We start from the raw sequence: 26182 nt of genomic DNA on the forward strand, positions 1-26182 counted from the left end.
GTTAATAACTAGCAATTCTTTATAACCCCATTTATAGATTATATTACCATATAAATAGTAATGAAAGAATGATCGATTTGTCAGTATTTAGTTAGCATCTCCAACAACAGAGTGTACGATTTTGTGAAGGTAAGAACCTCTAGCCACTTCTTTCATATATTATAATGAAAGGAGTGGCTATTGTGCCTTGGCAACATAAAATTCCGTATTTAATCGGTCAGCCTGTTGGTGTTTCTTTTACAAATGGTCAAGGAACTTCTGGTGTCCTCTGTGGCGTATCAGGAGGAAAACTTCTTGTTCTTGAATATTTGTATCAAAGTCAATTTGCCTTAAAGCAGTACGACCTTCAAATGATTCATGATGTGAACGGCTTCCCCCTTGTCATACGCAGCAGCCGTTATACTAAAAAAACATCCTAGAACGGATGTTTTTTTACATCGTGTTGAATATCAAAACAATTAGTAGAATTTGTTTCATTATTCTTGATGCTATTTGACATTTTTAGTGCTATACAGGCTAACAACTAGCTCAAGCTACTATTCCATCATAATAATAAAGTAAAGCTTTCACCGTTTTATTCCCGAATGAAGGGACAACTCATTTTTTCTCTAGTTGTAGCTTGGCTCGCTACCCCCTTTTTGTCTTATACATACTTTAGAAGAAAGAAAGGAGGTGTGTTTCATGAGTTACTGTAATTTCAATAGTTACTGTGGCGGGGACAATGGAAGCGGCAATAGCTCTACATTCGTGCTTATTGTTGTACTATTCATCCTTCTTATTATCGTTGGTGCTAGCTTCATGTGTTAATTGATCGTCTCAGGCTTTAGCCTCTGTTCCATTACAGAAGCTAAAGCCTTTTTACAATGAATCGCTACCACAGCTATTCTGTCTAATCTCCTTCCTTTTCGTTTTTTTCTAGCTCATTTATTTTTACTCACAATTAAAAGCTAGTAATTTAGATAGATAACTATCTTAAACCGCTAGCTTCACATAATAATAGTAGTGTAAGGTTCTTTCAACTTTACTTTACACTCCTTTTGATACTTGGGGTCACTTTCGTCCGAGTGACCCTGTTGTAGCAACTACACATTTAGTTTCTCCTTTTCCCTATCAAGCGGAATCATCGGAACATTCCTACAACAAATTCGTTTTTATAGGAAGGAGGAAAACAATGGGAATTAATTTAAATCTCTGGTCATTTATCTTATCTTTGGGCTGTATTCTATTATTTTTTCTATCAGGTTCAATGAAAGACTTCTTTGACACATATCTTCATTTCCATCCACTACTGTTGACACTACTCTTGTCTATTGTCTGTTTCTACCTAAGCCTGGTCGGTATGAAAAATGTTAAAAATTTAACGACCTTGCTTCGAGGAATTTTAACAATGGTCATTACACTTATTGTGATGATTAGTATTTCTTTTATTTTACTTTTTGGTACCCTTTTAAGTTAAAATGACCTACCCCCACATTATTTTAATACAAGCCTCCTTGACGAACGTTTGTTCTATGGTTAAACTATTAGAAAAGGAGGCTTTTTTATGCAAGAAACAACGAATATTGAGTTAGTACATTTCTCTGAAAGCTATGTAGAGCAGTTAAATCGTTTTGAATTACCTGAAGAACAACACCAATTTACAGCACTTCCTCAAGAGATTTCAATCGAGAAGGTCGGACAGTATCCAATTGTGATTTTAAGTGGTGGCGTACCTGTCGGCTTTTTTGTTCTTCATGCAACGGACAGAGTCCAACAATATTCTAGTAATCCTCAGGCAATGTTACTAACTGCCCTGTCCATCGACCATCAGCAGCAAGGTAGGGGCTATGCTAAAAAGGCTATGTTTGCACTTGCGGATTTTGTGAAGCAGGAATTTAAAGAATGTAATGAAGTAGTGTTAGTCGTCAATCATAAAAATATAGCTGCACAGAATTTATATATCAAAGTAGGCTTTGTGGATCATGGAGAAAGAAGATTGGGACCTATTGGTGAGCAGATCGTTATGAATTTGCCGCTGTAAAGAAATTGTCACTCATTTGCTTTTCAAAATGAGAGACGCCTTACAAACAACGGAATTCTATTTTCCCCTACTATCTCTAAGAATTTCATTGTTACACCTCCACTCCCTGGCATATAAGCTTTTCCTTCACGAATTCAACTGCTATGGGTCATTTTTGTACAGTATAATAAAGTCAATAAGCTATAGAAAAGGTGGCTCTAGACATTGAAAAAAGAGATGTGGCTATGGTTATTAGGAATTTCTCTACTAGCTGGATGTAGTGTTACTGCTCCAAACGAGACAGTAATCCCCCCTGCTGAACAGGTCTCATCACAGCTGGATATACAGGCTCCATTGATTGCCGTTTCCGATGATGAGAAGGTGAAATTATTTGCACAGAATGAAGCACAAAATGAAATTACAGAGGTAACTTTAGATATTGATGGTAAGCGAAAAAATTTTGACTGGACAATTCCTGAGACAGGAACTAAACCTCAGTTATTCTATACAGATCTGACGAATGATCATAAGGAAGAGGCTGTTATGATTATCCAAACTGGACGAGGGACAGGCCTCAATCACTATGAGATCCATGTTGTAAATGGAAAGGATTTATCGGAGATGAATGTCCAACATTATGAAGACATCGTTGCACATACTATTGAATCAACGATTACTAAAAATAATGATGGCACATTAGCGATTACTATGAAAGCACAGGGAAAAGAATCTACATTTGATTATGACTTTGATCCAGCACCAGATATCAATCAAGCGCAACTTGCTTTCGGTGGTGTGGTCATTTATACAGTAGAAAATCAAAAAATAATGTTAAACATCCCTGGATCGATTGGCATCTCACCTATTTATGTAGCCGATGTTCGTATTACCTATCAATTTAATCGTACTAACAATGAATTTCTTGTTGAGCAAATTGATGTGAAACCTATCGAGAAATAAAGCCGCCAAAAGCTGACCACTCCTGTCATCAGCTTTTGGCTTTTTCGTCGTAGACGTAAGCCTAGGCATTGTGTAAATGTTTATTCATTAGCTCTTCGACTTGGGTTTTTAACGCTTGATTGGCATAGCGTAGTACCTCATCATTGCCTGCGGTAGCCACCTGCACATCACTAAAGTAATCATCAATTCGATGCCAGCCAACTAATCGTATTTTTTGTTGAGCGAGCTGACGTTTTAATTGAAAATAATCATTGTGTAGCTGCTTTAATAAAGCATCCATAGCAGGTAAGAATACACGCTTCATCTTAAAATGCTCCGCCACTGTTAGATCGTGCTGCAAGGATTTCACAGCTAAATCAAGCAGCAAAAATTGATGTAATAATCGTCGTTGCTCTCCATTAATCACATCCATCATCTTCTATACGAGCAGCATAAATGTATCTTAATGGGATGTGCTTCGTTGTGGTAATGGTTTCTAGTAGCAGCTGGTCCTCGTTCATCGCTTGAATGGTACCTCCCCATTGCACATAGTTACCATGTTCCCATATAGTCAACATAATATAGTTATGCTGTGTGAATGCTTGTGTGATTATTTGCTGTAATTCTTCAAGCTCCCATTCAGCATGTTCCCGAGGCAACTCTGTCAACACCTCTTGTTTCCATGCCTTCAAAAGCATTAAATGCTCTGGTAGCATCATTGCTGTCCATTTCATCGTTCCTCTATCTCTTATCATTTTTCCACTCCTTATGCTAAATGCCCGCCCACTAAGCGATTCCGTGAAATAGCCGTACCAGCGCTGGTATAGGAGGCTGCTCGTAATAAGGCCACCACTCCATATTTTCTACGAATCGCATCCATGACATGACCAATGACCTGCCGCTGGTCCTTACGCTCATCAAATAAATCAAGCTGAATGCTACGTTCTGGCTCTAAGTTTGTCAGTCTAACAGATAATTGACGCGCTGGCTCACCCGCAAAATGCTCATCTAGTAAGGCCAGACAAGCCTGATACATAACAAGAGTCTCATTGGTTGGACTTTCGATGGTTCTTGAGCGATGGAACCCTTTCGTCATCGCATTGCGACTGTAAGAGAGCCCCAAGCTAACAGTCCGCCCGACATAGCCTGCTTCCCGTGTACGTCGCATCACATCCTCACACATTTCTAGGAGTACAACCGCAATATCCCTTCGTGTGTGATAATCCTTCATGAGCATTTGGCCCTTCCCAAAGCTTAATGCCGCATTGTTCACTAATGGCTCACCTAATGTGGAGAGATCAATGCCCCATGCATGGTAATAGTATTGATTACCCATAATACCAAAGCGCTTTTCTAATTCGGCTAAATCGGCATGGGCTAATCCACCGACTGTTTGGATGCCCATCGCATTTAAATTGGCTGCCATCTGTTTCCCAATCCCCCACATATCAGACAGAGGACGCACGGGCCAAAGCTTTGTTGGCACATCGGCATAGGTCCATTTGGCAAAGCCTGTTTTTTTTGCCTCTAAATCTAATGCTAATTTAGCCATCAACATGTTTGGTCCCATGCCAATGGCGGACGGAATGCGAAACTTTTCATAGATGTCTTCCTGAATCAATTTGGCTACCTGCTCAGGCGAACCCCAAAGTTGCTCCGTGCCTGTTAGATCTATAAAGCTTTCATCCACACTATAAACATGGATCGCCTCTGGAGGGACATATTGTGCAATCAGACGCGTAATGGCCATGGACATCTCTAGAAAAAAGGACATTTTTGGTTCAAACAACTTAATATCTGGATGTTTGGGAATTTCATAACGTCTATTCCCTGTTTTAATGTTAAATTTTTCTTTCATCACTGGTGATGCAGCCAGCACAATACTGCCAGGTTGTTCAAAATTACCGATGACGGCAATTGGATCTGTCAGCACATCTAGCCCTTCTAGCATGGCAATACAACTTGCATAAAAGCACTTCATATCAATACAAAAAATATCTTTCTGTGGGAAATCGTTGTAATTCATATTACCTCAGACTCCCGTTGGAGAATGGGCAGAAGGGCTAGAACATTGTTAATACGAAACGTACGCTTCGCTAGCCTTGTAAAACAAAAGGCGGTAAAGGAATCACCTTTAATGTGGATGATTTTCACGCGCCTTTTCGTAATGGCACCTGATTCCGCTATATACATCATGTGGAAGATTTGGTGACGATGCATGGCTTTTCTCAACTGCTCTTTCATGTTGAATGCTCCTTTACTGACTCTGTTTTCATTCATGTTGAACAGAGTTTTTAACAACCAAGAACAAACGTTTGTGTTTTTATTATACGCACGTATGTTCTGAAATAGAAGTGGTAATTTTAGCTAATTTTTATCCAGACAGAGGCTAGCTGTAGCTAGGCATTTGTGTAAGTCTAGGAGCACCTAAAACATAATCTATGATGATGAATAGCTCAATTTATATGAGAAAGGATGTAAGTATCAGCTCAAACATCGATTATAGCTCCCCTTCTGCAGCGTTCACTTTTGATGTCAATAAAAGTACGCTTTTTAAAAAAGACTCCCGAAATTACATTAATATTCTCGGTGTGGAACAATTAAATACATTAGAAAATACATCTTTACTTGATATTTTTTTAAGTAAAGACAATGTCATCGAGCCACATTACCATCAAAATGCAGCAGAGCTTGTCTATTGTATTGCAGGAGCAGCAACGGTTTCTCTATTGAATCCATTTACCAAGAAAATTCAACACTATCCTATCAAGCCTGGGCAGGTTGCCAATGTCCCACAGGGCTGGTGGCATTATGAAGTAGCCACAGAAGATGACACGCATCTACTTGCTATTTTTGATGCGCCAACGCCTGAGGTCATTTTAGGCTCTGATATCTTAAAATTCACACCAGCCCATATGATGGCCCATACGTATTGTTTAGATGAAGAACAATGGAAGAAAACGATTGCACCGATTGTTCCTACGACTTATATTGGACCAGCAAAAAGCTGTAATCGAATCGAGTCAGCAACGGATCAAGCCCCTTATAAACCAACCATGCCACAGCAATATATGAAACCATGTCCATACCCTTATCCCTACCGTTACCCTCCTTTGTACCCTTATGGTACCTACTATTAGCGACCTCTTATTCATTTTTTATTGTAAAAGATGAATAGAATGTCATTTACTGCTACATCCTAATCTTAAATCAAACTAAGAGTTAGGAAGTGTCAGGATGACAATGATAAATGAAAATCTAGCATCGCTACAATTTAAGGAGATTTTCAAGCTTTGGTCACAGCTTGGGATCAATCAAGGCTATATTGCTTCCAGTCATGCTTTTTTTAAGCATACGCGTGATAAAAACTTAAAAATCCTTACATTGGAATTTATTCAATGTTTAAAAGAGGAAAATAAACAGTTAACCCTGCTATTAAAGGAAAACGGTGTGCTGGCACCAACAGCATCGATAGAATACAGTAAAATGAAAATAACGGATATTCGTGGAAAATCTTTCATTAATGATGGCGAAATAAGTGCTATTTTATCGATGAATATTGCCTCCTCTTTGATTGCCGTAAGCCAAGCTTTAGAACTAGCAGTAAAGAAAACACATCTAACCAAATATGGTGAACTCCATATGCGTTATGCCCTACTTGGAGCGAAATTGATTGACCTAAGTAAGAGTAAAGGCTGGTTATTAGCCTCTACACACTAAAAAGAAGCCTCCGTTTGAATACCTAACGGAAGCTTTTTTTAATCTTTATCGATTTCTTACGAACAGTAGCTTATACCATTGATTGACTAGGAATGGTAACACCGACAGGCTATAAATAAAGCCTAGCTGTGCTGGTGTTAATGGAGCTACCTCAAAGACCGTTGTAAGCATCGGCATAAATAAGACCATGTGTAAACTTAGCACACCAATGATAAAGGCGAACCACGTATATTTATTCGAAAATACACCAATCGCAAAGATAGATTGTTTGGATCGAGAATTAAAGCCATGCACTAACCTTGACAGGCATAGTGTTGTAAAGGCCATCGTGCTTGCTGTTAACGTATCGCCTGTCGATAAACCGATTTGAAACGCAATAATGGTGGAAATGGCGATTAATATCCCTTCAAGCACAACTTGTGTGGTAAAGGCTTTATTTAATAAAGGGGTATGAATGTTTCTAGGCTTGTCCTTCATTGTTTTCTTATTATTTGGCTCTAAACCGATGGCAATAGCAGGCAGACTATCTGTTAATAAGTTGATGAATAGAAGATGGACAGGTGCAAAAGGAACAGGTAAGCCCAGAACCGTTGCATATAACACGACAAAAATAGCGCCTGCATTTCCAGATAATAAGAACAGAATGGCATTTTTAATATTTGTATAGATGCTACGGCCATTGGCGATTGCTTTAACAATTGTTGAAAAATTATCATCCGTTAAAATCATGGATGAGGCATCTTTTGCAACCTCTGTGCCTGTTACACCCATAGCCACCCCAATATCAGCTTGCTTCAAAGCAGGTCCATCATTGACACCGTCTCCTGTCATGGCAACCACATGTCCTTTATCCTGCCATGCTTTAACAATTCGAATTTTTTGGGCGGGTGTAACACGGGCATAAACAGAATAATCCTGTACTTTATCTTGCAGCTCTTGATCCGTTAAGCCTTCGAGCGCATGTCCCTCTATAGCTTCAGCTGGATTTTGCAAAATACCAATTTGTTCGGCAATCGCGGTTGCTGTAATTTTATGGTCTCCTGTAATCATGACGGGTTTAATACCTGCCTTTATACAGCTTTCCACAGCCTCTTTCGACTCTTTTCTTGGAGGGTCCATCATCGCTACTAAGCCGACAAAGATTAAATCTCGTTCTGCTTGTGGATCGACTTTTTGTAGAGGCAATACCTCCTTATAAGCAATGGCTAGCACCCTTAAACCATTCATAGAAAAATCGCGATTCACCGCCTCGATTTTCTGGCGATGCTGCGGGGTTATCTCAAAAATACCTGTTGATGTTTTGATTCGCGTCACTTTTGGTAAGAGTACATCCAGAGCCCCTTTGGTAATCATGATGGGCTGCTTGTCCATCTGATTGACAGTGCTCATAAGCTTCCTCGTCGAATCAAATGGAATTTCAGCCAATCGTGGATATTGCTCACGTATCTTCAATTCATCTAAACCATACTGTTTCCCCAATTTCACGAGCGCAATTTCTGTAGGATCACCAATCTCCTTCTGGTCACGCTCGACAGCATCACTACATAAAAGCGCTTTTACCATTAGCTCTTTTTCCACTGGATTTATTGGATTGAGCCAATCATGAGGAATTTTCTTCTGGTCCACAAAAACTTCCTGTACCACCATTTTATTTTCTGTTAAAGTACCTGTTTTATCAGAACAGATGACCGATACACTCCCCAAGCTCTCCACAGCATAAAGCTTGCGGATGATCGCATTTTCCTTTGCCATCTTTTGGGTGCCAAAAGCTAATACAATGGTCACGATAGAACTTAAAGCCTCAGGGATAGCCGCCACAGCAAGAGATACAGCAAACATAAAGGACTCCACTAATGCTCGTCCTCGGATAAGATCAATCGTAAAGATTGCTAAACAAATTAGCGTAATTCCTAAGGCTAATTTTTCACCGAATTGATCGAGACTAATTTGTAATGGCGTTTTCTTTTCCTTGGCTGTATCGAGTAAATTCGCAATTTTTCCGATTTCCGTCTGCATCCCAATTGCCGTAACCATCACGATGCCACGTCCATTGGTCACAAAACTTCCTGAGTACACCATATTTTTCTTATCCGCAATGGTGATATTCTGTTTCCGAATGGGGTCTGTACTTTTTGCCACAGCAATTGATTCGCCTGTAAGAGAGCTTTCGTTGATGTGTAAATTATGGCTTTCTAGTAGTCTTCCATCCGCATTAATATAATCTCCCGCCTCCAACATCAGAAGGTCGCCTACTACAATTTCTTCAGAAGGAATTTCTACTAGTTGATTATTACGCATGACCTTGGCAATGGGAGAGGTCAATGCTTTCAGATTATCTAATGATTGTTCGGCCTTCACATGCTGCACTGTACCTAAAATGGCATTTAAAATAACCACGATCATGATCACAATGGTGCTTTCTACTTCTCCTAGTAGAAAGGAAACGACGGCAGCAACGAGTAAAATGATGACCAATAAATCTTTGAATTGGCCCATAAAAACAGCCAACGTACTTGTTTTTTGCCCTTCCTCTAATACATTATAGCCATAGACTTGTTGCCTCTTTTGGACGTCATCATCAGTCAAACCTTGCGTGGTGACGTTCAATATCTTCATGACTTCAGCAGATGATTGTTGATGATATTCAGTCATTGAGTTCTCCTTCCATTTACAAGATTTGAAAGTCTCCTACTATTTTTCTTAAAAATAATATTCGTTCTTAAAATCTCAAACTTCTCAAATCTGTAAATTCATTAACTACAACAATCTATTCCATAGGTAATTAGAGTATGCTAAGAAACCATAGAGAATTTAATTTTGGGAAGTGTACGAAAATAGATTCATGCCAACCAATTAAAAAGGTATTGGGATGGCTTTCCCAATACCTTTCAGGGCTATTGCTTGATTATGAATTATGATGTGCTGACTGATAATCTACGTGCTGCTCCTGTCCAAGAGGTGCCCTTTTAATAGAAAAGATGGCGCAGCCTAATGCACAAAGAACTAGAATCGTACCAAAGCTAGCTAGGTGCATAACGGATCCTGTCCAAGCAAACATTGCGCCACCCACTGCTGATCCGATAGAAATACCAATTTGCAGGGCTGCTGTATTTAAGCTTTGCTGAATATCCGATGATTGAGGATCTGCTTGAATTAAGTAATTTTGTAATGGCGGTGTCAGTGCCCAGCTCAACGCACCCCATAAAACCGTAAATACTAAAAACAGTGGAAGGGCAATAATTGTATAAGGAATACTAAATAAGACAATGGCAAAAGCTGAGACAATTAAAATAATGGCTTTACTTGTGCCAATTTTATCACTCACCCATCCACCTACAGCATTCCCACTAACAGAGGCAATACCAAAGATTAAGTAACAAATACTAATCCATGAAGCATTCATATCAAATGCCTCTACTAAAAATGGTGTTAAATAGGCGTAAAGCATGTAATGACCCGCTAGCATAAATAGGGTAGTTAACTGTGCTGTCAGGATTTTTAAATTCGCCAGCGATTTGATTTGCGCCTTGAGTGGCACTACTTCTCCAATTGGCATTTTTTCAAGTAATAAAGCAATTAATATCATTGAAATCGTTGATAGGATACTAATACCTAAAAATACGGCTCGCCAGCCAAACGCTTCTGTAATAAAAATACCCATTGGCACACCGATCACCAGCGCAGAACTTACACCCATAAAAACAAGCCCCAGTGCTTTAGCACGATGGCGAGGCTCTACGATTTTAGTTGTAATCGTTAATGATAAAACAATCACTAACGCTGTACTCATAGCTGTGAAAATACGTGCGATTAGCACAATGATAAACGTTGTACTGAAGAAGGTCATTAGATTTCCTAACGTAAAAATAAATAAAGAAATAAGGAATAAGCGCTTCCGCTCCACCTTGGCTGTCAAGGATAGTAGGACAGGCGCAGAAATCGCATAAACAAGTGCAAAAATAGTAATTAATTGTCCCGCCGTCGCTAAAGACACATCTAAATCCTCTGCAATATTTGGCAGGATTCCGCCAACAATTAATTCAACTAACCCTACTGCAAAGGTAGTCACAGCAAGAATATAAACTCTCCAATTCATCGTAATCTCCCCTTCGTTACACGTTCATTTTTGTAGGAGATTGTTTTAAAACAAACTAAAAAAATCCTGACTACAAAAATGAAGCAAAGTTTTGTAGTCAGGATTTTATGGTTCCTGGTAGAGACCCTCAATCCATATTATTGAGGTTATACAGATCAAATATTTACTTTAGCTATAGTAGCACATCAAAATTTCATTGACAATAACTTTTTTCATAGAACTCATTGCCTTTAAAAATCTTTTGGGCAAGAGAAAATTTCGATTTTCTGCTTATATTTCGACGAATTTGACCATATATAGTAACATACAATAACTATTTTACGAGGTGATTGTTTGCGTATAGTAGGATTTGTCTGCTATTTTTTAATACTATTTTATGGCGTAGAATTAGTAGAAGAAGCGTTCACAAATGAAGAACCAGCAATGCAATCTCCCATGAAAAGTAAGCCATCGCCCATCAAGGAAACCGTTGAAAATTCAAGGATTTGTGTCTATTATCCCACGTATAAAAGCTGTACCGATTTACCCCAACAATAAAAAAGAGGCTACTCAATGGAGTGACCTCTTTTTTCATCATTTTGAGCCAATATGAAAATGACTAAATGGATAGAGTATTAATTTTGATTCACCATATACAGCATCCTCTGAAATTAAACCATAATGGCGACTGTCACTACTTTTTAAGCGATTGTCACCAAGCACAAAATACATGCCCTCCGGCACTTCTTTTTCATTCACTAATTGTTCCAATGTAAAGTTTTCCGTAATGCGTAATTGATTAGGATCATCCGTTTGACGGTTCACATAATCTTCTTTGTATGCTTTGCCATTGACGTACAATACATCATCTTTCATTTCCACTTTATCCCCTGGAAGACCAATGACACGTTTAATATATAACTCATCTTCGACAGGTGATTGGAAAACAATTTGATCGAAGCGCTCGATTTTACTTGTTTTGCTTACAATAATAATATCCTTATCGTGATAAGTTGGATACATGGATGCTCCCTGCACTTTAATCGGCGCAAATAAGAATTGCTTACAGCCAAAAACAACAACAGCTGTAATGACAATAATTTTGATGTAGGATACTATTTCTTTTTTTAGATTGGATGGTTTTTCCGCTTGCATGCTCATTCCCCGATACTGTTTTTTTTAATAGTATAACATTTTCTCACTATTATTGACGAATGAATCACACAAATTGTTTCCTATTCATAGAAAAATAGACAAGGCTACAAAGTAACATTGTCTAGAAATTGATATTTTGCTGTTTCATCGTTATGAATGGTTAGTTTGTGTGGTAGAGTGATGCTGCTCGTTTAATAAATCTACTGCTAATACGATACCCACTGGTAATGCAAATGCTAATAAAATTGTGCCTATAATCATCACAATCACTCCTTTAACCATTTCTAATGTCAGTATACACTTAATTTTCTGATATTTCAAGAAATATCGAAAAATGATGAATAACAGCAAAAAAATCATTCAACTAGGCATGCACCCTACCTGAATGATTTTTTATCCCTTACATAAATAATTTTAAACATAATACTTGTAGGCCTCTTATTGCTGATTGGACTGGATTTTTTCGCACTTTACGTTTAGGTACATAGCTTTGCATGCAATGATTCAGCGCTGTATACCTCAGCACCTGGGTCCTCCCATTCATTCATCTCCCTCCCTTCGTGGCCAAAAAGTTTACAACTAGTATGCGACATTTGTAAGCAACTTGCTTCCTTATTTTTGTAAATGGTTTTTTAAATCCGTTTGTATTTTTTGAAGCTCTGCCTCATTCGGAATATAATACCAAATGCGGTTAATCCTTTCACCGTCTCCCTCTTCAAACGATAACTGCTCAATATCCTTATCCATTTTTTTATAAATACTTTGTAGCTGAATAAGATCCTTCACCGAAAAATTCATGCGAACATTGTCACCTAGTACATTCAACATATCGGTTGCTTTTAATAATGTTGATGGTGTGGAGGCTTTTTTCATCACCGCTTCAATGATTTGACGTTGTCGAATTTGGCGTCCAAAATCACCTCGAGGATCTTCATAACGAATACGAGAAAAAATAAGGGCCTCATTACCATCTAATGTGATTTCTCCCTTTGGATAATGGTATTCGTCAAAGGTTAAATCCATATCATTATCGATTGTTACGCCACCCAGCGTGTCAATAATTTGTAAAAAACCCTCCATATTAATAAAAACATAATAATCAATGGGTATATTTAAAAAATTTTCGACCGTATCCACAGCCATAGGGACGCCTCCAAAGGCATAGGCATGATTAATCTTATCTACCGTATCATGACCAACGATTTCTGTTCGAGTATCACGGGGTATACTAAGCATTTTCATCGTCTGCTTTTCAGGATTCACAGTGATTACAATCATGGTATCGGAACGTCCACTATCATCTTTTCGTTCATCGACCCCAAGCATTAGAACCGAAAATGGATCTTTTTTAATCACTGTTTTTTCTTCTGGTTGTGCTGCATCTGTTGTTTGAATAAGTGGTGTATTTATTTTATTCATAGTTTTTTGGATGGTAAAGTAGGCAGTACCTATAAAAATTAAAAAAATTGCTAATAGGCTACCAACAATCCACAGCCATAATTTTTTCTTGCTCTTTTTCTCTTTTGAGCGTTTCATGTTTTTTTCCATACATAAGTCCTTTCTTGCTTAACAATTTTGCCCCTCTTTTTGACGTATTAAGTTGGAAAAAAGTTTATCTAGTCTACTTATATGCATAATGAACGAAAAAAAGACGTACACTAGTATTTACTAAATTTACAACATACTATTCCCTCATTTGTCAATTATCTTCTTTCTCCTCTATCAAAATGATGCTATCTTAATTTATTGAAAATTCATTATTGTTGATATATACTAATTTTCAGATACAACGTCTCTATAATAGAAACGTTTTTAGGAGGGATCACTCAATGTTTCAGAAAAGAAGAGATCAGCTCGTTTCCCGTATGCAGCAACAGTCAATTGATGTAGCAGTGCTAGTGCCAGGGTCAAGCATGTATTATTTTACAGGTCTTCAGTTAAAGCAAAGTGAACGCCTAACGGTAGCCGCTATTACTGCTCACCATCAATTATACTTTCTCGTTCCACAAGTAGAATTAACAAAAGTTGACTTGCGGAATGGTGGGACAATCTTATCCTATTCGGATGAGGAAGGACCGTCACAGGCCATCCAGCAACTAAAAAAAGAACTAGGAACAGCGCAGACACTTGGCGTTGAGTTTGACACCATGCGCGTGAAGGAACAGAAAGCTATCGAAAACCTTACATATGACACTTTATGTGATATCGGTGAAACCATTCGTGATATACGTATGGAGAAAGATGAACACGAAATAGCCTTCATGCGTCAGGCTGTACAGATCGTCGAAGAAAGTCTTGCAGCCACATTACCGATTATTCAAGCTGGTATTTCAGAGATGGAAGTCGCAGCCCAATTAGAATATGAAATGAGACGACGTGGATCAGAGGGAACACCTTTTGGAACCATTGTTGCTTCTGGTTATCGAGGTGCACTGCCTCATGGTAGAGCGAGCATGAAAAAAATAGAGACAGGTGAATTAATCGTCATAGATTTTGGCGCGATTTATAAGGGCTATGTGGCGGATATGACTAGAACAGTTGCTTTAGGAGAAGTTTCACCAACGCTCAAAACCATTTATAGTATTGTGAAGCAAGCAAATGAAACAGCCATAGCAGCCATAAAACCAGGTATGACAGCTCATGCCATTGATGATCTGGCAAGAGACATTATTCGCGATGCTGGCTATGGCGATTATTTCACACACCGACTTGGCCATGGCATTGGTTTAAGTGCACATGAAGAGCCTTATATGATGCAGCGTAATCAGCTAGTGTTAAAGCCAGGCATGGCCTTTACCGTGGAGCCAGGTATCTATGTGCAGGATGTTGGTGGTGTTCGTATCGAGGATAATTTAATCGTCACAGAAAATGGTTACGAAAATTTCATGACCTATTCGAAAGAATTAATCATTTTATAAGGTTGGTGTGTACAATGATCGATATGAGGAAAATACAACAGGATATGCCACTACTTGAACACTATATTTACCTAAACACAGCTGCTGCATCTGCCATGCCACAGCCAGTAGTGGATGAGATGACTAGCTATCTCCAAAAACAAGCAAGTATTGGTCCCTACTTGCCCTCCTTTCGTCAAGAAACGTATGCGCAAGTAGAGCGTATTCGAGAAAAAGCCGCATTGTTCATCGGCGCAACAAAAGAGGAAATTGCCTTTGTACCAAACGGTTCAGTGGCGATTAATTATGTCGCAGGGGGCTTGCAATGGAAACAGGGAGATGAGGTCATAGTGCTCGACACAGAAATGTTGAGTAACTATGTGCCTTGGCTTGCCCTTCAGCAGCAAGGGGTACAGCTGAAAGTGTTAAAAACCAATGATGAATATATGGTAGATTTATATGCACTTGAGCAACTCATTACACCACAAACGAAATTGATTACCTTTGCCCATATGTCTAATGCTGCTGGGGCACTCCAGCCCGCCAAAGAAATATGTCAGCTCGCCCAGCAACACCATGTACTAACATTGATGAATGCCAATCAAACACTTGGTTTAACACCGATTAATGTTGCCGAACTTGGCTGTGACTTTCTAGTTGCATGTGGGCGGAAATGGCTACGCGGCCCTGAAGGATCAGGTATTTTATATGTACGAGAAGCACTCATTCCAACATTGACGCCTATTATGATTGGCTGGGGCAGCACCCAGTGGGATTATCAGAACAATGCCTATTCTTTTTTAGAAACCGCTAAACGTTTTGAGCCAGGTTGTCCAATCATTCCAAGTATTTTTGGATTAGGTGCAGCTATTGATTATGCGAACAATATTGGTATCCACCACATATATGATCGTGTAAAGCAGCTAACAAACTATTTAATTGAACAGCTTGCAACCATTCCAAACATTGTCTTATATGGTCCTCAAAATAGTGCTCATCGATTATCGATTACGCCGTTTAACATTGAAGGGCTGTCACCAGATGAGCTAACCAATGCTTTAGCAGAGCACGGGGTCATCATTGAAGCTGGCACATTTATGGCGAATACCATCATGGAACGCAATCAGATTTCTAAAATGGCCCGTTTTTCACCACACTATTTTAATACGTTTGAAGAAATTGACAAGGCCGTATCCATTATGAAAAAATCCAAGCAAAGGCTCAAGATAGTTAATGTCTATCTTGAGCCTCTTTTTCATGCTTATTCATGATATAATTTAAAGCTGTATTGATCGAAATACCGTTGAATATTCATCGCTCCGTATTGAAGAACATTCACCATTTCAGGTAATTTCTCCTCTGTTGGCTTACGATAAATAGGACCAGCAATTGTTAAAGAGGCAATGACTTCTTTTTTACTATTAAAAAGAGGTACACCTATCCCAAATACTGAATGAGAGTACTCTCCCGTTGAAAAGCACCAGCCTTGCTGTTGTATTTTTTCTAAATCGGCTAACATTTCATCAGGGTCAGTAATGGTTTCAGGAGTTAATCTTTTCATCCCATGTTCCATGATCTCCTTTTTTCTCTCTTCAGGTAGATAAGCCATGATGACTTTACAAGATGCCCCGATATGTAGTGGTGTCCGCGTGCCAATCGACACTGAAAACTTAATGGTTTGAGAGCTCTCAGCTATTTCTACTGTGACACCATCTGTGCCATCCAGCCAAGTTAAAAATACGGATTCTTTAATGGTATCTGCAAGGTTGATCATAATTGGTAAAACAAAGTCAGAAAGATTTAATTTATCTTTAACCATCTGGCCATATTCTAGAAAGCGAAGCCCTAATTCATATTTTTTTGTCTCCGGATTTTGAATAAGAAAGCCTTGTTTTTCGAAGGTTGCTAAAATCCGATAAATAATGGAGTGACTAATATCCATCTCTTTCGCTAGCTCACGAACACCCCATGTAGGATTTTCCTTATTAAAATATTTCAGTACCTCCAATGAGTTATCTAATGTTTTTAATGTCATTTCACACCTCAAATGTCTCTATAATAGAACCGTATTTTGATTATAAAATGAACACGGACAATTTTCAATAAATTCAACTATTTTACAATTAGATTTTAAATGCACGATTTCATTTCAAGCAGTTCCTCTGGACATTCGGATTGTGCAGAGCATGGCTATCACACTAATAAAGAAGGCTATCCGCTAGAATCCTCTTTCTATCCGTCATATATTGAGTTTTATCCGCCAGTTTGAACATTTTATCCACTTAGAGCCATTCTATCACGCTAATAAAGAAGGCTATCCGTCAGAATCCTCTTTCTATCCGTCACATATTGAGTTTTATCCGCGAGTTTGGACATTCTATCCACTTAGAGCCATTCTATTCCGCAAAAAAGGAGGGCTATCCGCCTGAACAATGAAAAATCAACCCATCTCTTAAAAGGTAGGTTGATTTTTTTACATGGCTATTTCTGCTGAATACCCTGTACTAATTTTTCTTGAATCCGCAAGTATTGGGTAATTTCCTCGTCATCTAATACTTCAAAAAGCTGTACAAAGACCTCTTTCCCGATAGATTGAGCCTTTGCTAAAGCACTTTGACCCTCGTCTGTAATTTGTAAGCGAATGGTGCGACGGTCGGATGGATCATATAGTCTTTCTGCTAATCCAAGCTTGACCAGCTTTTCAGCAATGCTCGTCATAGCACCTTTTGTATAGCCGATTGTCTCAGCTAACTCGGCTTGTTTTTGTGGGCCTTTGACATGTAGCTCATTTAAAACTAAAATTGGTGAAATTCCTAAAGGATATGGGAACGCTTTTGTAAAACGTATAATATTCGCATTGTTCACCTGTTCAATCATATGAATCAGTTTAAAAATATTTGTCTGTTTCAAAAAAATCCTCCTCAAACGCTGAGAATTAATGAAGCATTAGTGAGCCTCCATCCACCATAATCGTTTGACCTGTAATATATTGAGAATCGTCAGAAGCTAAGAAAACAGCTACTCGACCGATATCTTGCTCAATATCACCAAAACGGCCTAACGGGATTTTACTTCTCACCGCTTCATAATACTCTGGCTGTGCTTTTGCCCATGCTTGTACACCTGGTGAATCAGCAAGCGGACTAATGATATTGACATTAATACCAAAACGTCCCCATTCATTTGCGGCAACACGGGAAATACCACGAATGGCTTCCTTGGCAGCGGCATAAGCAGCCTGTGTTTCATGACCTTGAATGCCTGCTCCAGATGCAAAGTTAATAATATTACCCTTAGTTTCTTTTAAATGCGGTAGGGCTGCTTGCATTAAATAGAAGGTTGGATAAAAACCTGTTCCAAATGACAAATCAAGATCTGCTTGTGTAGTTTCTTCTATTGTAACTTGTTTAGCAGCATGAGCGTTATTAACTAGCACATCTAGTTTACCGTATTTTTCTACGACTGTATCAATAATTTTTGGTAATTGGTCGCGTTCCATTAGATTAGCCTGTAAAAACATAGACTTCGGAGACATTTCTTGTAATTCTTTTGCCATTGCCTCGCCTGCTTCTGTATTTAAGTCAACAATTGTCACAATCGCCCCTTCCTTTACCATAGCTTTTGCCATTCCACTACCAATCCCACCTGCGCCACCAGTAATAATGACCACTTTGTTTTGTAGCTTACCCATTGCAACAACATCTCCTTCTTGTTTATCTGTTAATAGTTTAACATCAAACTATTTAGTTTTAAACTAAAATGCTTCAGATAAAAAGCCTATTCTAGAGAAGAGTTAATCCAAAATAAGCTTTTCTAAAATTGATTGTCCGTTTACTCTTTTCCAGCGCTCTATTTCTGATTCGATATTACACCAAATATAGACCCTTTAATGTAGGTTTGTCCTTGTAAAGACTGCAATTGCTCTGGAGTACCAGTTACTACAGCCCCGGTTATTTTCACATCACTTTTCTCTAGGGTTCCATTTTCCCCTACTAAAGCTTGATAAACCTGATTTGTTTCCCACTCAAAGTTCTTGCTTTTACGAAGAAGCTCAATGTTTCGAATAAAGGTCTCAACCTCGTCGTTTGAAGAGCGTCGAGGTTTAGGTTTAGATTGCTCTGATTGGAAGCCGTAAATGTATGGATCATTGGCTGAAATAGTATTCTGTCCTTGCTTAAAAAATCTAGTGTAGCATCTGGATAGGCATCCACCCACCACCAATCTACTTGTACTTCAGAAGGTAGCTTGCTTTTAATTTCACCAAAATTATAGGCATCATCAAAGGAAATAGCTATTTCTACTAAAGTATTTTTCTCCAATTGATGCAGTTCACTAATATTATCTTGGTAATGATCGTAGGAAATCCTTGGATGATAAAAAAACATTTCTCGGTCACCTGTGTAGTCATTAAACCGTTCGAATTGATATGTTTCTGCCAGTGATTCTGAACCTTCTATCTGGATGGAGCTAGAAATGGCCGTTCGTGTAAGCGTTCCAAATAAATTATAATCGCTTTTGATAGGCTCCCAAATATATGGACGATGCTGATCTCCAAGCACCTTATAGGTTGTTGTTGTTATTTTCCCTCCCAGCAAATGATCGTCATAAACCTGATTACTAATTTGGACATTGGGCGCACTTATTTCGTTAAATAAATGAATATCATCCATTACTTTTTGCGCGCTATTTAACGATAAAGCCCTCAGCCCATACCATAATGCTATTAGCACAATGGGGGTAACGACCAATGTAATCCCAATCATTTTGACTGTTGACCAAAACCTTGCCTTTCTCATTATTTTTTTCGTTTGTTTATCATCAAACAAAAATTCATTTTCTTCTTTATTCATCATGAATATCCTCCTTAAATCGTTCTGTAAATTCTTCCCTAGCACGTCTGACATGCGTTTTTAGTGTGTTTTCATTCTTATTCATCAAGACTGAAATTTCCTTATACGATAATCCCAGCTCATATTTCAGGATTAATAATTCCTGATGCAAAATGGATAGCGTTTCGAGTGTGTTCTGTATGTCCTTTAATTTTTCTTTCTTTAGCATCTGGATCTCAGGAATATGAATGAATGAAGTCAATTGAACCTCATCTAATTCTGTTGTTGGATGACGTGTTTCTTTTCTCTTGAGATCATAAAATTGATTGGTTGCTACACGATATAACCAACTCATTACTTTGTCTGACTGAATTCCATTTTTATGTAATAAAAATTTATAACATGTATCTTGGACGATATCTTCTGCATCCTCATGGGCTAATCCACGTTTTCTCAAATAACGATATAGCAGCGTTCCTGCTTGCTGTAGAAACGCATTCATTGATTGCTTTACCATGTCCACCTCCCTTCTGCCTATACAACGCAGAACTCCATGAAAAGTTTACATATTACAAAAAGTTCCCATTAATTATTTTAGTTTAATGAAAACCAACAACATTTATTTTCAAATACATACAAGCATCTTTTTAATTTGACAAGAATATACTGTAGCAGCTAGCTAAAATCACTTTCAAGAAAGGAGTTGTGGATAATGGGTGCTAAATGGATAAAGGTTTCAGTCTTTTATTTATTGATTGTTTTTGCTTTTGGCCTGTTTATGCATTATACGGTTCAACTTCAATGGAAAGCGACACATGCTCATATTGGTGTGGTAGGTTGGCTGACTACTGGATTCATTGGTTTAATTTATTCGACTTATAAAAATGCTGCGGAGACAGGTCTCGCCAAAGCACAGTTCTGGCTTTACAATCTCGGTTTACCCTTCCTTTTTGTTGGCATGATGATGGTGTATTGGGATGTACCACGCTGGTTATTTGAGCTTTTCGTGTCTGGTGGTGGTATTGCTGTAGCGTTGTCTGTCCTGTTATTCTTTGTCAATGTCTTTAAATATGTAAGATAAATAGAAAAGCCCCGCTTCAGTTGAAGTGGGGCTTTTCATAGCTATTAATTTATTGTAAGGAGTTCGCTTGCATTTGATACATTTTGTCATAAATTCCGCCAAGTGCTAGCAGTTCATCATGCGTGCCGTTTTCTACAATTTTCCCGCGATCAAGTACAAGAATACGATCTGCATTTTTAATCGTAGAAAGTCGATGGGCAATAATAAACGTTGTTCGTCCTTTTTTCAGGACATCCATCGCATGCTGAATAATTTCTTCCGTTTCCGTATCAATATTCGATGTCGCTTCATCTAATATTAAAATTGCTGGATCAAATGCTAGAGCGCGTGCAAATGAAATCAACTGACGTTGTCCTGAAGATAATGTACTGCCCTTCTCAATGACTGGCTCCTCATAGCCATTTGGTAAATTAGCTAAAACGCGTTCCCCACCAACAGCGTTTAAGGAAGCTTCTATTTTCTCCTGAGAGATGCGCGGGTTGTTTAAGCTAACATTGGATGCAATCGTACCCGTAAATAAGTAAGGGTCCTGTAGCACAATACCCATATGTTCACGCATCGTTTGACGTGGAACAGAGGTAATATCAATGCCATCAATGGTTATTTTGCCTTTTGACGGATCGTAGAAGCGGAACAACAAGTTCATTATGGAACTTTTCCCTGAACCTGTATGACCAACTAAGGCAATTGTTTCACCTTGATGTGCTTCAAATGACAGGTTTTTCAACACATATTCATTATCTTTATAGGCAAAGGAAACATCTTCGAAAACCACATTTCCTTTATATCGTGGGATGCTCTTTTTTGAAACAGGCTCGCCATTCGTATCGAGCACCTCAAAGACACGTTTACCTGCAATGAGTGAACGCTCAAGCTGTGAAAACTGGTTCACAATATTCGTGATCGGATTAAATAGCTTTGTTAAGTAATCAACAAATGCATACAATGTCCCTGCCGTAATCACTTCAGTTGCAGTGAATGAGCGTGTACCAAAGTAGAAAATAAAGACCGTAAACATGATGAGTCTTAGCGTATTCACAAGGTTAAAGGATGTAGCTGAATCAAGCACCAGCAGCTTACGTTCATACGCATAATGCTCATTATTCATGTCATCAAATTCCTTCGTCATTTGCTGCTCACGACGGAACGCCTGAATAATTGTCATGCCCTGAATGGATTCATTAATCATGGCATTAATATCTGCAATTTTTGTACGAATGACATCGTTGTATTTAGAGGCAAATTTTCGATATAAAATCATCCACACATAAACAATTGGAATCATGGTTAAAGCAAGCATTGCCATTTTCCAATTTAAAATAAAGAGCGCTATATACACCCCAAAAATAGAAATAAAGCTCGTCGCAAAATTAGATAGTACCTGTACATATAGATTCCGAACTGCCTCTGTATCGTTTGTTACACGAGCAACAATTTTACCCGCTGGTAAATTGTCAAAGTATTGGATCGGTAAAGTTTGAATATGTTCAAAGACATCTTTACGTAATTTTTGGATGACACGATTTGCCCCAATTTGCAAATAAATATACATAAAATAACGTAATATGGCTGTTGCAATGGCTAAAAGTAAATAAACAATGAGCAACCATGTAATCGGTTTGATTTCTATATGACCGATTGTCATATAATTATCAATAATATGTTTCGCAATAAACGGTCCAACAAGCTCCGTGAATACGGCAATTGTTAGGAAGAATAAGCCTAATAGTATCGGCTTTTTAAAATACATCGCATAGCGTATTAAACGTTGACTCGTACTCATGAGGCACCTCCTTCTAGCTGCTGACGGTCAAATTGCTCTTTATACCATCCTTGTTGCGCAAGAAGTTCCTCATGTGTTCCCTGCTCTACAATTTGCCCATCATCCAGTACGATGATGACATCGGCATGCTGAATACCAGACAAGCGATGTGTCGTAATAATCGTCGTTTTACCTTGACGTTCACGCTGAATATTTTCAATAATTCTTGCCTCTGTCTTCGCGTCGACAGCGGAAAGCGAATCATCCAGCATTAAAATTTCAGGATCTTTAATTAAAGCACGAGCAATAGACACACGTTGTTTTTGACCGCCTGAAAGAGAGACACCCTTTTCTCCAACAAGTGTTTCAAGGCCCATTGGTAGATTGTCTAAATCCTTTTCAAAATAAGCGGCACGTATCGCCTGCTGCAACTCTGCTTGTGTTGCATCTTCTTTCCCAAATAATATATTTTCACGAATAGTTCGTGAGAATAGCACATGATCTTGTGGCACATAACCAATCCAATCGAGGATCTGCTCCTTCGTTTGAGCCGTAATATCGATACCGTCAATGGCAAGCTGTCCCTGACCAATTGGGTATTCTCGCAATAATTGGCGTAGGAAGGTTGTTTTACCTGCTCCCGTTTTACCTACAATGCCAAGGGTTTGACCTTTTTTCAAGGAAAGTGAAATCTGCTGTAGGTTTTTCACCTGACTCATCGGATATTGGAATGTTAAGGCATCAAAGCCAATCGCATTTGGTGTCGCAATCATTTGGGGATTCGGAATATTTCGAACATCCGCCTCGTAGTTCAATGTTTCCTGCACGCGATCTAGTGAGGCATTCCCCTGTTGCATAACATTGATGAGCTCACCAATCGCAAATATCGGCCAAACAGCCAAACCTAAATAAACATTAAACGTCACCAGTTGCCCAACCGTCATCGCTTCTGTTGCCACTAAATGAGCCCCGTAACCAAGTGCTACAACATAGCTAATGCCTGTTCCAACTTTTGTAATCGGGCCAAATAAAGCATTGATTTTCGCTGTATGAATATTTTTCGCATACACAACTTCACTCATATCTGCAAAATTAGCCTCATCCTTTTTTCCTGCACATAGGCACGCACCACGCGCACTCCTGCTACAGATTCCAGCACACTATCGTTTAGTTCCCCAAAAGCATCTTGTGCCTTCATATATCGCTCATGAACAATTTTTCCTAAATATTGAATGAGGATCGCCATAATAGGGACTGGTAACATGGCAAAAAATGTGAGCTTCCAAGAAATCATATAGCCCATCGCAAAAATGATAAAGCCCATATAAATCGTTGAATCAATCAACGTCATAATGCCAAAACCTGCTGTCATGGATACGGCATTCAAGTCATTTGTTGCACGTGCCATCAGGTCACCAGTACGGTTTTTTTCATAAAATGTTGGGGTCATGCGTAAAAAATGCTGCATTAAATTACGACGTAAAATTTTCTCAAGGTTGATAGCTCCTTCAAATAGTCGGAATTGCCACACAAAATTTAATAAATAGCCCCCAATAATAATCCCAATAAAAATCAAGACATACTTTGTTAAAATAGCTGGTGTCATTTCTCCTGCAGTCAATAGATCTATAATAGAACCGAGTAGATAGGGAGGGACAACCTCTAATCCACTGGCAACCATTAGTAGAACAATGGCCACCGTATATTGCTTCCAGTATTTTTTAAAGAACCAGCCTAATTTACTTAACACATCAAACATACATCATAACCTTCTTTCCTCCGTGCTGTTGTGGATGACTACCCACTTTCTAGAAATTCCTTTTTGAAAATCATTCTTCTAACTGTTTTTGTCATATACATACACTCCTTTTTGTTTTCACTACAACCTTTTTTGCACAAAAAAAGACACATACCCTAAAAGAGTAAGTGTCTCTTATAAAAGGCAGGATAATTCCATACCTAGTTCTGCAATAGTAAATAAAGCGTTAGGCACGGACAATGTATGTAACTGTGATTGAATTTGATGCGGATAAAATTAACATTGTCATGCCCTCCTTTAGTTTATTTGTTATAGTGTTCTTGAAGATTATCACACTATAGAAATATTTGTCAACTATCACCCTGTTATTTTTTATCATTTTCAGGAAATAGTTAGCGCTTTAAAGCATTGAAATGCTTCAAGGAATCAAAGGGAGAACATGCTTAAAATTACAGTGTTGTCTATAACCTTACAATAATTCTACAGCACAAACATTAACCTAAAGACTGAAATACACGACTAGTGATTTTGATACCAAATAGCAGACAATAGAATATTCTCTTTGCGTCTATTGCACTCCTTCAATATGCTTATCATCATCTTTATTTAGTTAATTATTATTTAGTTATTTATTATTTAGTAGTGTCGTGATTTCCGTTTATGGTTTAGCCGTCATCGGGTTTTCCGTCAACGGATTCACATAAGAGGGAACAAGAATTGTCCATGTAATAAAATACATTTCATTTTCCATATATAATATTTCGAAATATTATTTCATAAGCATTTATAACTTTCTATACACTATATACATTTTAATAATCGATTTGGGGACATAACTTGAATTGAAATATTTCTAAAATTTTTGTCTCATGATACACTTTCATTATAGTCATTTTCAGTAAGGGGTTTTTATGTTGAGGTCATTCCTAGCCGTGGGAATTGGTGGAATTCTTGGTGCCATCTGTCGATATAGCCTTAGTCTCGCCGTTCCCAATACAGAAATATTTCCATTCACAACACTGTTTATAAATTTACTGGGCTGCTTTTGCTTAGCATGGCTTTTTACTTCTTTTATAAAACGCACACCTATTATACTAGGAGTAGGTACAGGGTTTTGTGGCGCTTTTACTACCTTTTCGACATTTTCCTTAGAGACACTATTACTCCTAGAAAATAGCGAGTGGCTACAGGCTGTACTCTATGTTACAGTGAGTGTTTTAGGTGGATTAGCTTGCACATGGCTGGGAATACGACTTGCTAGGGGGCGTATTGCATGATTTTAGTTGGAATTGGTGGATTTTTTGGCGCTCTTTCTAGGTTTTATTTAGGAAAATTACTTGTACATCCCTATCCATGGGCGACTTTGATTATTAATTGTACAGGCTCCTTTGCGCTTGGTTTCTTATTTGCCCTACATCTTAGTGATTGGTTATGGCAATTAATTGGCATAGGTTTTTTAGGAGCCTACACAACTTTTTCTACTTTTGGATTTGAATGTCTACAGCTTATAGAACAACAAAAATGGAGACAAGCCATTAGCTATATTGCCAGTACCTTGCTAATTGGCATACTTAGTGCAGCTATTGGTTATCTAGTCGTATAAAAGAGGGTGAACTATTGACACTGCCGTCAAAAGAGTTACTGGAGGAATTAGAAGTTGAAATAGAGCAAACGCTCTATTCATTGATTGACCTAGAATTAGAGGAAAATTACGCTACCATGAATACACAATTTGCGCAATTACTTGCCAAGGTTCAGACAGCCCAGTTGATTGATTACAAGCTGGATGTTCTCGTTGAACCTCAAGCTTTTGCACCTGAAACTTGTATTCTTTTACAGAGCCTCATAGAAGCAAAGGCGAGACCAAATAAAAGGCATAAACTGTTAACACATCGTATGATTTTGAAGATATGGTTACGAAAAAATCAACGATTCATGAGGGAATTTCTACCCCAAATGTTTTAGG

At 38.4% G+C, this 26182-nt stretch carries 27 protein-coding genes, 3 pseudogenes and 1 riboswitch; of the genes and pseudogenes, 13 read left to right on the plus strand and 17 right to left on the minus strand.

The window, feature by feature from the left end; genetic code table 11:
- The first annotated feature begins 182 nt into the window (after nucleotides 1–182).
- The 5 genes and pseudogenes from NP781_RS12055 to NP781_RS12075 all read left to right on the plus strand — a co-directional run bounded on the left by NP781_RS12055 (nucleotide 183) and on the right by NP781_RS12075 (nucleotide 2959).
- Nucleotides 183–406, plus strand: a pseudogene (locus tag NP781_RS12055) (hypothetical protein).
- Between the two features lie 275 nt (nucleotides 407–681).
- Nucleotides 682–807, plus strand: a complete 126-nt coding sequence (locus tag NP781_RS12060; RefSeq protein WP_081011033.1) for a YjcZ family sporulation protein — start codon at nucleotides 682–684, stop codon at nucleotides 805–807.
- 364 nt (nucleotides 808–1171) lie between these two features.
- On the plus strand, nucleotides 1172–1456 hold the full coding sequence (locus NP781_RS12065; RefSeq protein WP_221680354.1) for a hypothetical protein: 285 nt from the start codon (nucleotides 1172–1174) through the stop codon (nucleotides 1454–1456).
- Between the two features lie 87 nt (nucleotides 1457–1543).
- A complete protein-coding gene (locus NP781_RS12070; RefSeq protein ID WP_257522394.1) occupies nucleotides 1544–2020 on the plus strand; it encodes a GNAT family N-acetyltransferase in 477 nt (158 codons plus the stop codon).
- Nucleotides 2021–2224: 204 nt separating this feature from the next.
- Nucleotides 2225–2959 carry a hypothetical protein gene (locus NP781_RS12075; RefSeq protein ID WP_257522395.1) on the plus strand — a complete coding sequence of 245 codons (735 nt, stop codon included), beginning with the start codon at nucleotides 2225–2227 and terminating at the stop codon, nucleotides 2957–2959.
- A gap of 61 nt (nucleotides 2960–3020) precedes the next feature.
- On the opposite strand, the gene NP781_RS12080 is transcribed toward NP781_RS12075, so the two are convergent.
- From NP781_RS12080 to NP781_RS12095, 4 genes are read right to left on the minus strand one after another with little or no spacing between them, the layout of a single operon-like run.
- Entirely contained in the window at nucleotides 3021–3374 is a 354-nt protein-coding gene (locus NP781_RS12080; RefSeq protein ID WP_221680351.1) for a YhjD family protein, read from the minus strand.
- Complete coding sequence (locus tag NP781_RS12085) at nucleotides 3358–3693, minus strand: YolD-like family protein (protein ID WP_009370357.1); 336 nt, start codon at nucleotides 3691–3693, stop codon at nucleotides 3358–3360. Before NP781_RS12085 ends, NP781_RS12080 begins: the two co-directional genes overlap by 17 nt.
- Before the next feature lie 11 nt (nucleotides 3694–3704).
- Nucleotides 3705–4964 (minus strand): Y-family DNA polymerase, encoded by a 1260-nt coding sequence (locus tag NP781_RS12090; protein ID WP_257522396.1) that lies wholly within the window; start codon nucleotides 4962–4964, stop codon nucleotides 3705–3707.
- Entirely contained in the window at nucleotides 4961–5182 is a 222-nt protein-coding gene (locus tag NP781_RS12095; RefSeq protein ID WP_221680349.1) for a WYL domain-containing protein, read from the minus strand. The genes NP781_RS12090 and NP781_RS12095 overlap by 4 nt, the downstream gene beginning before the upstream one ends.
- A gap of 239 nt (nucleotides 5183–5421) precedes the next feature.
- Between NP781_RS12095 and NP781_RS12100 the strand changes: the two genes are divergently transcribed.
- Entirely contained in the window at nucleotides 5422–6078 is a 657-nt protein-coding gene (locus NP781_RS12100) for a cupin domain-containing protein (RefSeq protein ID WP_370635343.1), read from the plus strand.
- A gap of 97 nt (nucleotides 6079–6175) precedes the next feature.
- Entirely contained in the window at nucleotides 6176–6658 is a 483-nt protein-coding gene (locus NP781_RS12105) for a DUF3231 family protein (protein WP_255600825.1), read from the plus strand.
- A gap of 45 nt (nucleotides 6659–6703) precedes the next feature.
- Here NP781_RS12105 and NP781_RS12110 read toward each other — a convergent pair whose 3' ends face one another.
- From NP781_RS12110 to NP781_RS12130, 5 genes are all read right to left on the minus strand, one after another.
- Complete coding sequence (locus NP781_RS12110) at nucleotides 6704–9310, minus strand: cation-translocating P-type ATPase (protein ID WP_221680347.1); 2607 nt, start codon at nucleotides 9308–9310, stop codon at nucleotides 6704–6706.
- Nucleotides 9311–9563: 253 nt separating this feature from the next.
- Complete coding sequence (locus NP781_RS12115) at nucleotides 9564–10754, minus strand: MFS transporter (protein ID WP_004230558.1); 1191 nt, start codon at nucleotides 10752–10754, stop codon at nucleotides 9564–9566.
- Nucleotides 10755–10828: 74 nt separating this feature from the next.
- Nucleotides 10829–10928, minus strand: a riboswitch (purine riboswitch).
- A 399-nt stretch (nucleotides 10929–11327) separates the two neighbouring features.
- Nucleotides 11328–11888 (minus strand): signal peptidase I, encoded by a 561-nt coding sequence (gene lepB, locus NP781_RS12120; protein ID WP_221680346.1) that lies wholly within the window; start codon nucleotides 11886–11888, stop codon nucleotides 11328–11330.
- Nucleotides 11889–12038: 150 nt separating this feature from the next.
- Nucleotides 12039–12149: a transcriptional regulator gene (locus tag NP781_RS12125; RefSeq protein WP_221680345.1), complete on the minus strand. Its 111-nt coding sequence runs from the start codon at nucleotides 12147–12149 to the stop codon at nucleotides 12039–12041.
- Nucleotides 12150–12500: 351 nt separating this feature from the next.
- A complete protein-coding gene (locus NP781_RS12130; protein WP_004230561.1) occupies nucleotides 12501–13436 on the minus strand; it encodes an LCP family glycopolymer transferase in 936 nt (311 codons plus the stop codon).
- A 281-nt stretch (nucleotides 13437–13717) separates the two neighbouring features.
- On the opposite strand from NP781_RS12130, the gene NP781_RS12135 reads away from it, so the two are divergent.
- Nucleotides 13718–14806 (plus strand): M24 family metallopeptidase, encoded by a 1089-nt coding sequence (locus NP781_RS12135; RefSeq protein ID WP_257522399.1) that lies wholly within the window; start codon nucleotides 13718–13720, stop codon nucleotides 14804–14806.
- 14 nt (nucleotides 14807–14820) lie between these two features.
- Nucleotides 14821–16056 carry an aminotransferase class V-fold PLP-dependent enzyme gene (locus tag NP781_RS12140; RefSeq protein ID WP_257522400.1) on the plus strand — a complete coding sequence of 412 codons (1236 nt, stop codon included), beginning with the start codon at nucleotides 14821–14823 and terminating at the stop codon, nucleotides 16054–16056.
- Here the strand turns inward: NP781_RS12140 and NP781_RS12145 are convergent.
- The 6 genes and pseudogenes from NP781_RS12145 to NP781_RS12170 form a co-directional block, all read right to left on the minus strand.
- Nucleotides 16047–16820, minus strand: a complete 774-nt coding sequence (locus NP781_RS12145; RefSeq protein WP_221680342.1) for an IclR family transcriptional regulator — start codon at nucleotides 16818–16820, stop codon at nucleotides 16047–16049. The two genes, NP781_RS12140 and NP781_RS12145, sit on opposite strands and share 10 nt — an antisense overlap.
- A gap of 446 nt (nucleotides 16821–17266) precedes the next feature.
- Nucleotides 17267–17695, minus strand: a complete 429-nt coding sequence (locus NP781_RS12150) for a MarR family winged helix-turn-helix transcriptional regulator (RefSeq protein ID WP_255600819.1) — start codon at nucleotides 17693–17695, stop codon at nucleotides 17267–17269.
- A gap of 25 nt (nucleotides 17696–17720) precedes the next feature.
- Entirely contained in the window at nucleotides 17721–18476 is a 756-nt protein-coding gene (locus NP781_RS12155; RefSeq protein WP_004230568.1) for an SDR family NAD(P)-dependent oxidoreductase, read from the minus strand.
- Between the two features lie 158 nt (nucleotides 18477–18634).
- Complete coding sequence (locus NP781_RS12160) at nucleotides 18635–19003, minus strand: anti sigma factor C-terminal domain-containing protein (RefSeq protein ID WP_306832388.1); 369 nt, start codon at nucleotides 19001–19003, stop codon at nucleotides 18635–18637.
- Nucleotides 19004–19044: 41 nt separating this feature from the next.
- Nucleotides 19045–19689, minus strand: a pseudogene (locus NP781_RS12165) (sigma factor regulator N-terminal domain-containing protein); the annotation flags it as partial.
- A complete protein-coding gene (locus NP781_RS12170; protein ID WP_257522402.1) occupies nucleotides 19628–20131 on the minus strand; it encodes an RNA polymerase sigma factor in 504 nt (167 codons plus the stop codon). The pseudogene NP781_RS12165 and the gene NP781_RS12170, both read right to left, overlap by 62 nt.
- A 195-nt stretch (nucleotides 20132–20326) precedes the next feature.
- Here NP781_RS12170 and NP781_RS12175 point away from each other — a divergent pair, with 195 nt between their 5' ends.
- Complete coding sequence (locus NP781_RS12175) at nucleotides 20327–20695, plus strand: hypothetical protein (RefSeq protein ID WP_004230571.1); 369 nt, start codon at nucleotides 20327–20329, stop codon at nucleotides 20693–20695.
- Between the two features lie 49 nt (nucleotides 20696–20744).
- On the opposite strand, the gene NP781_RS12180 is transcribed toward NP781_RS12175, so the two are convergent.
- Both NP781_RS12180 and NP781_RS12185 read right to left on the minus strand, forming a co-directional pair.
- Nucleotides 20745–22478: an ABC transporter ATP-binding protein gene (locus NP781_RS12180; RefSeq protein WP_221680340.1), complete on the minus strand. Its 1734-nt coding sequence runs from the start codon at nucleotides 22476–22478 to the stop codon at nucleotides 20745–20747.
- A pseudogene (locus tag NP781_RS12185) lies at nucleotides 22475–24216 on the minus strand (ABC transporter ATP-binding protein). Before NP781_RS12185 ends, NP781_RS12180 begins: the two are co-directional and overlap by 4 nt.
- A gap of 911 nt (nucleotides 24217–25127) precedes the next feature.
- Between NP781_RS12185 and crcB (NP781_RS12190) the strand changes: the two are divergent.
- From crcB (NP781_RS12190) to NP781_RS12200, 3 genes are read left to right on the plus strand one after another with little or no spacing between them, the layout of a single operon-like run.
- Nucleotides 25128–25493 (plus strand): fluoride efflux transporter CrcB, encoded by a 366-nt coding sequence (gene crcB / locus NP781_RS12190; protein WP_221680339.1) that lies wholly within the window; start codon nucleotides 25128–25130, stop codon nucleotides 25491–25493.
- Nucleotides 25490–25819: a fluoride efflux transporter CrcB gene (crcB, locus tag NP781_RS12195; protein ID WP_257522403.1), complete on the plus strand. Its 330-nt coding sequence runs from the start codon at nucleotides 25490–25492 to the stop codon at nucleotides 25817–25819. The genes crcB (NP781_RS12190) and crcB (NP781_RS12195) overlap by 4 nt, the downstream gene beginning before the upstream one ends.
- A gap of 14 nt (nucleotides 25820–25833) precedes the next feature.
- Nucleotides 25834–26181: a hypothetical protein gene (locus NP781_RS12200; protein WP_221680337.1), complete on the plus strand. Its 348-nt coding sequence runs from the start codon at nucleotides 25834–25836 to the stop codon at nucleotides 26179–26181.
- Nucleotide 26182: the final 1 nt, after the last annotated feature.

Origin of the sequence: Lysinibacillus sp. FN11, assembly GCF_024628845.1 — a bacterium.
Taxonomy (GTDB): Bacteria; Bacillota; Bacilli; order Bacillales_A; family Planococcaceae; genus Lysinibacillus; species Lysinibacillus capsici.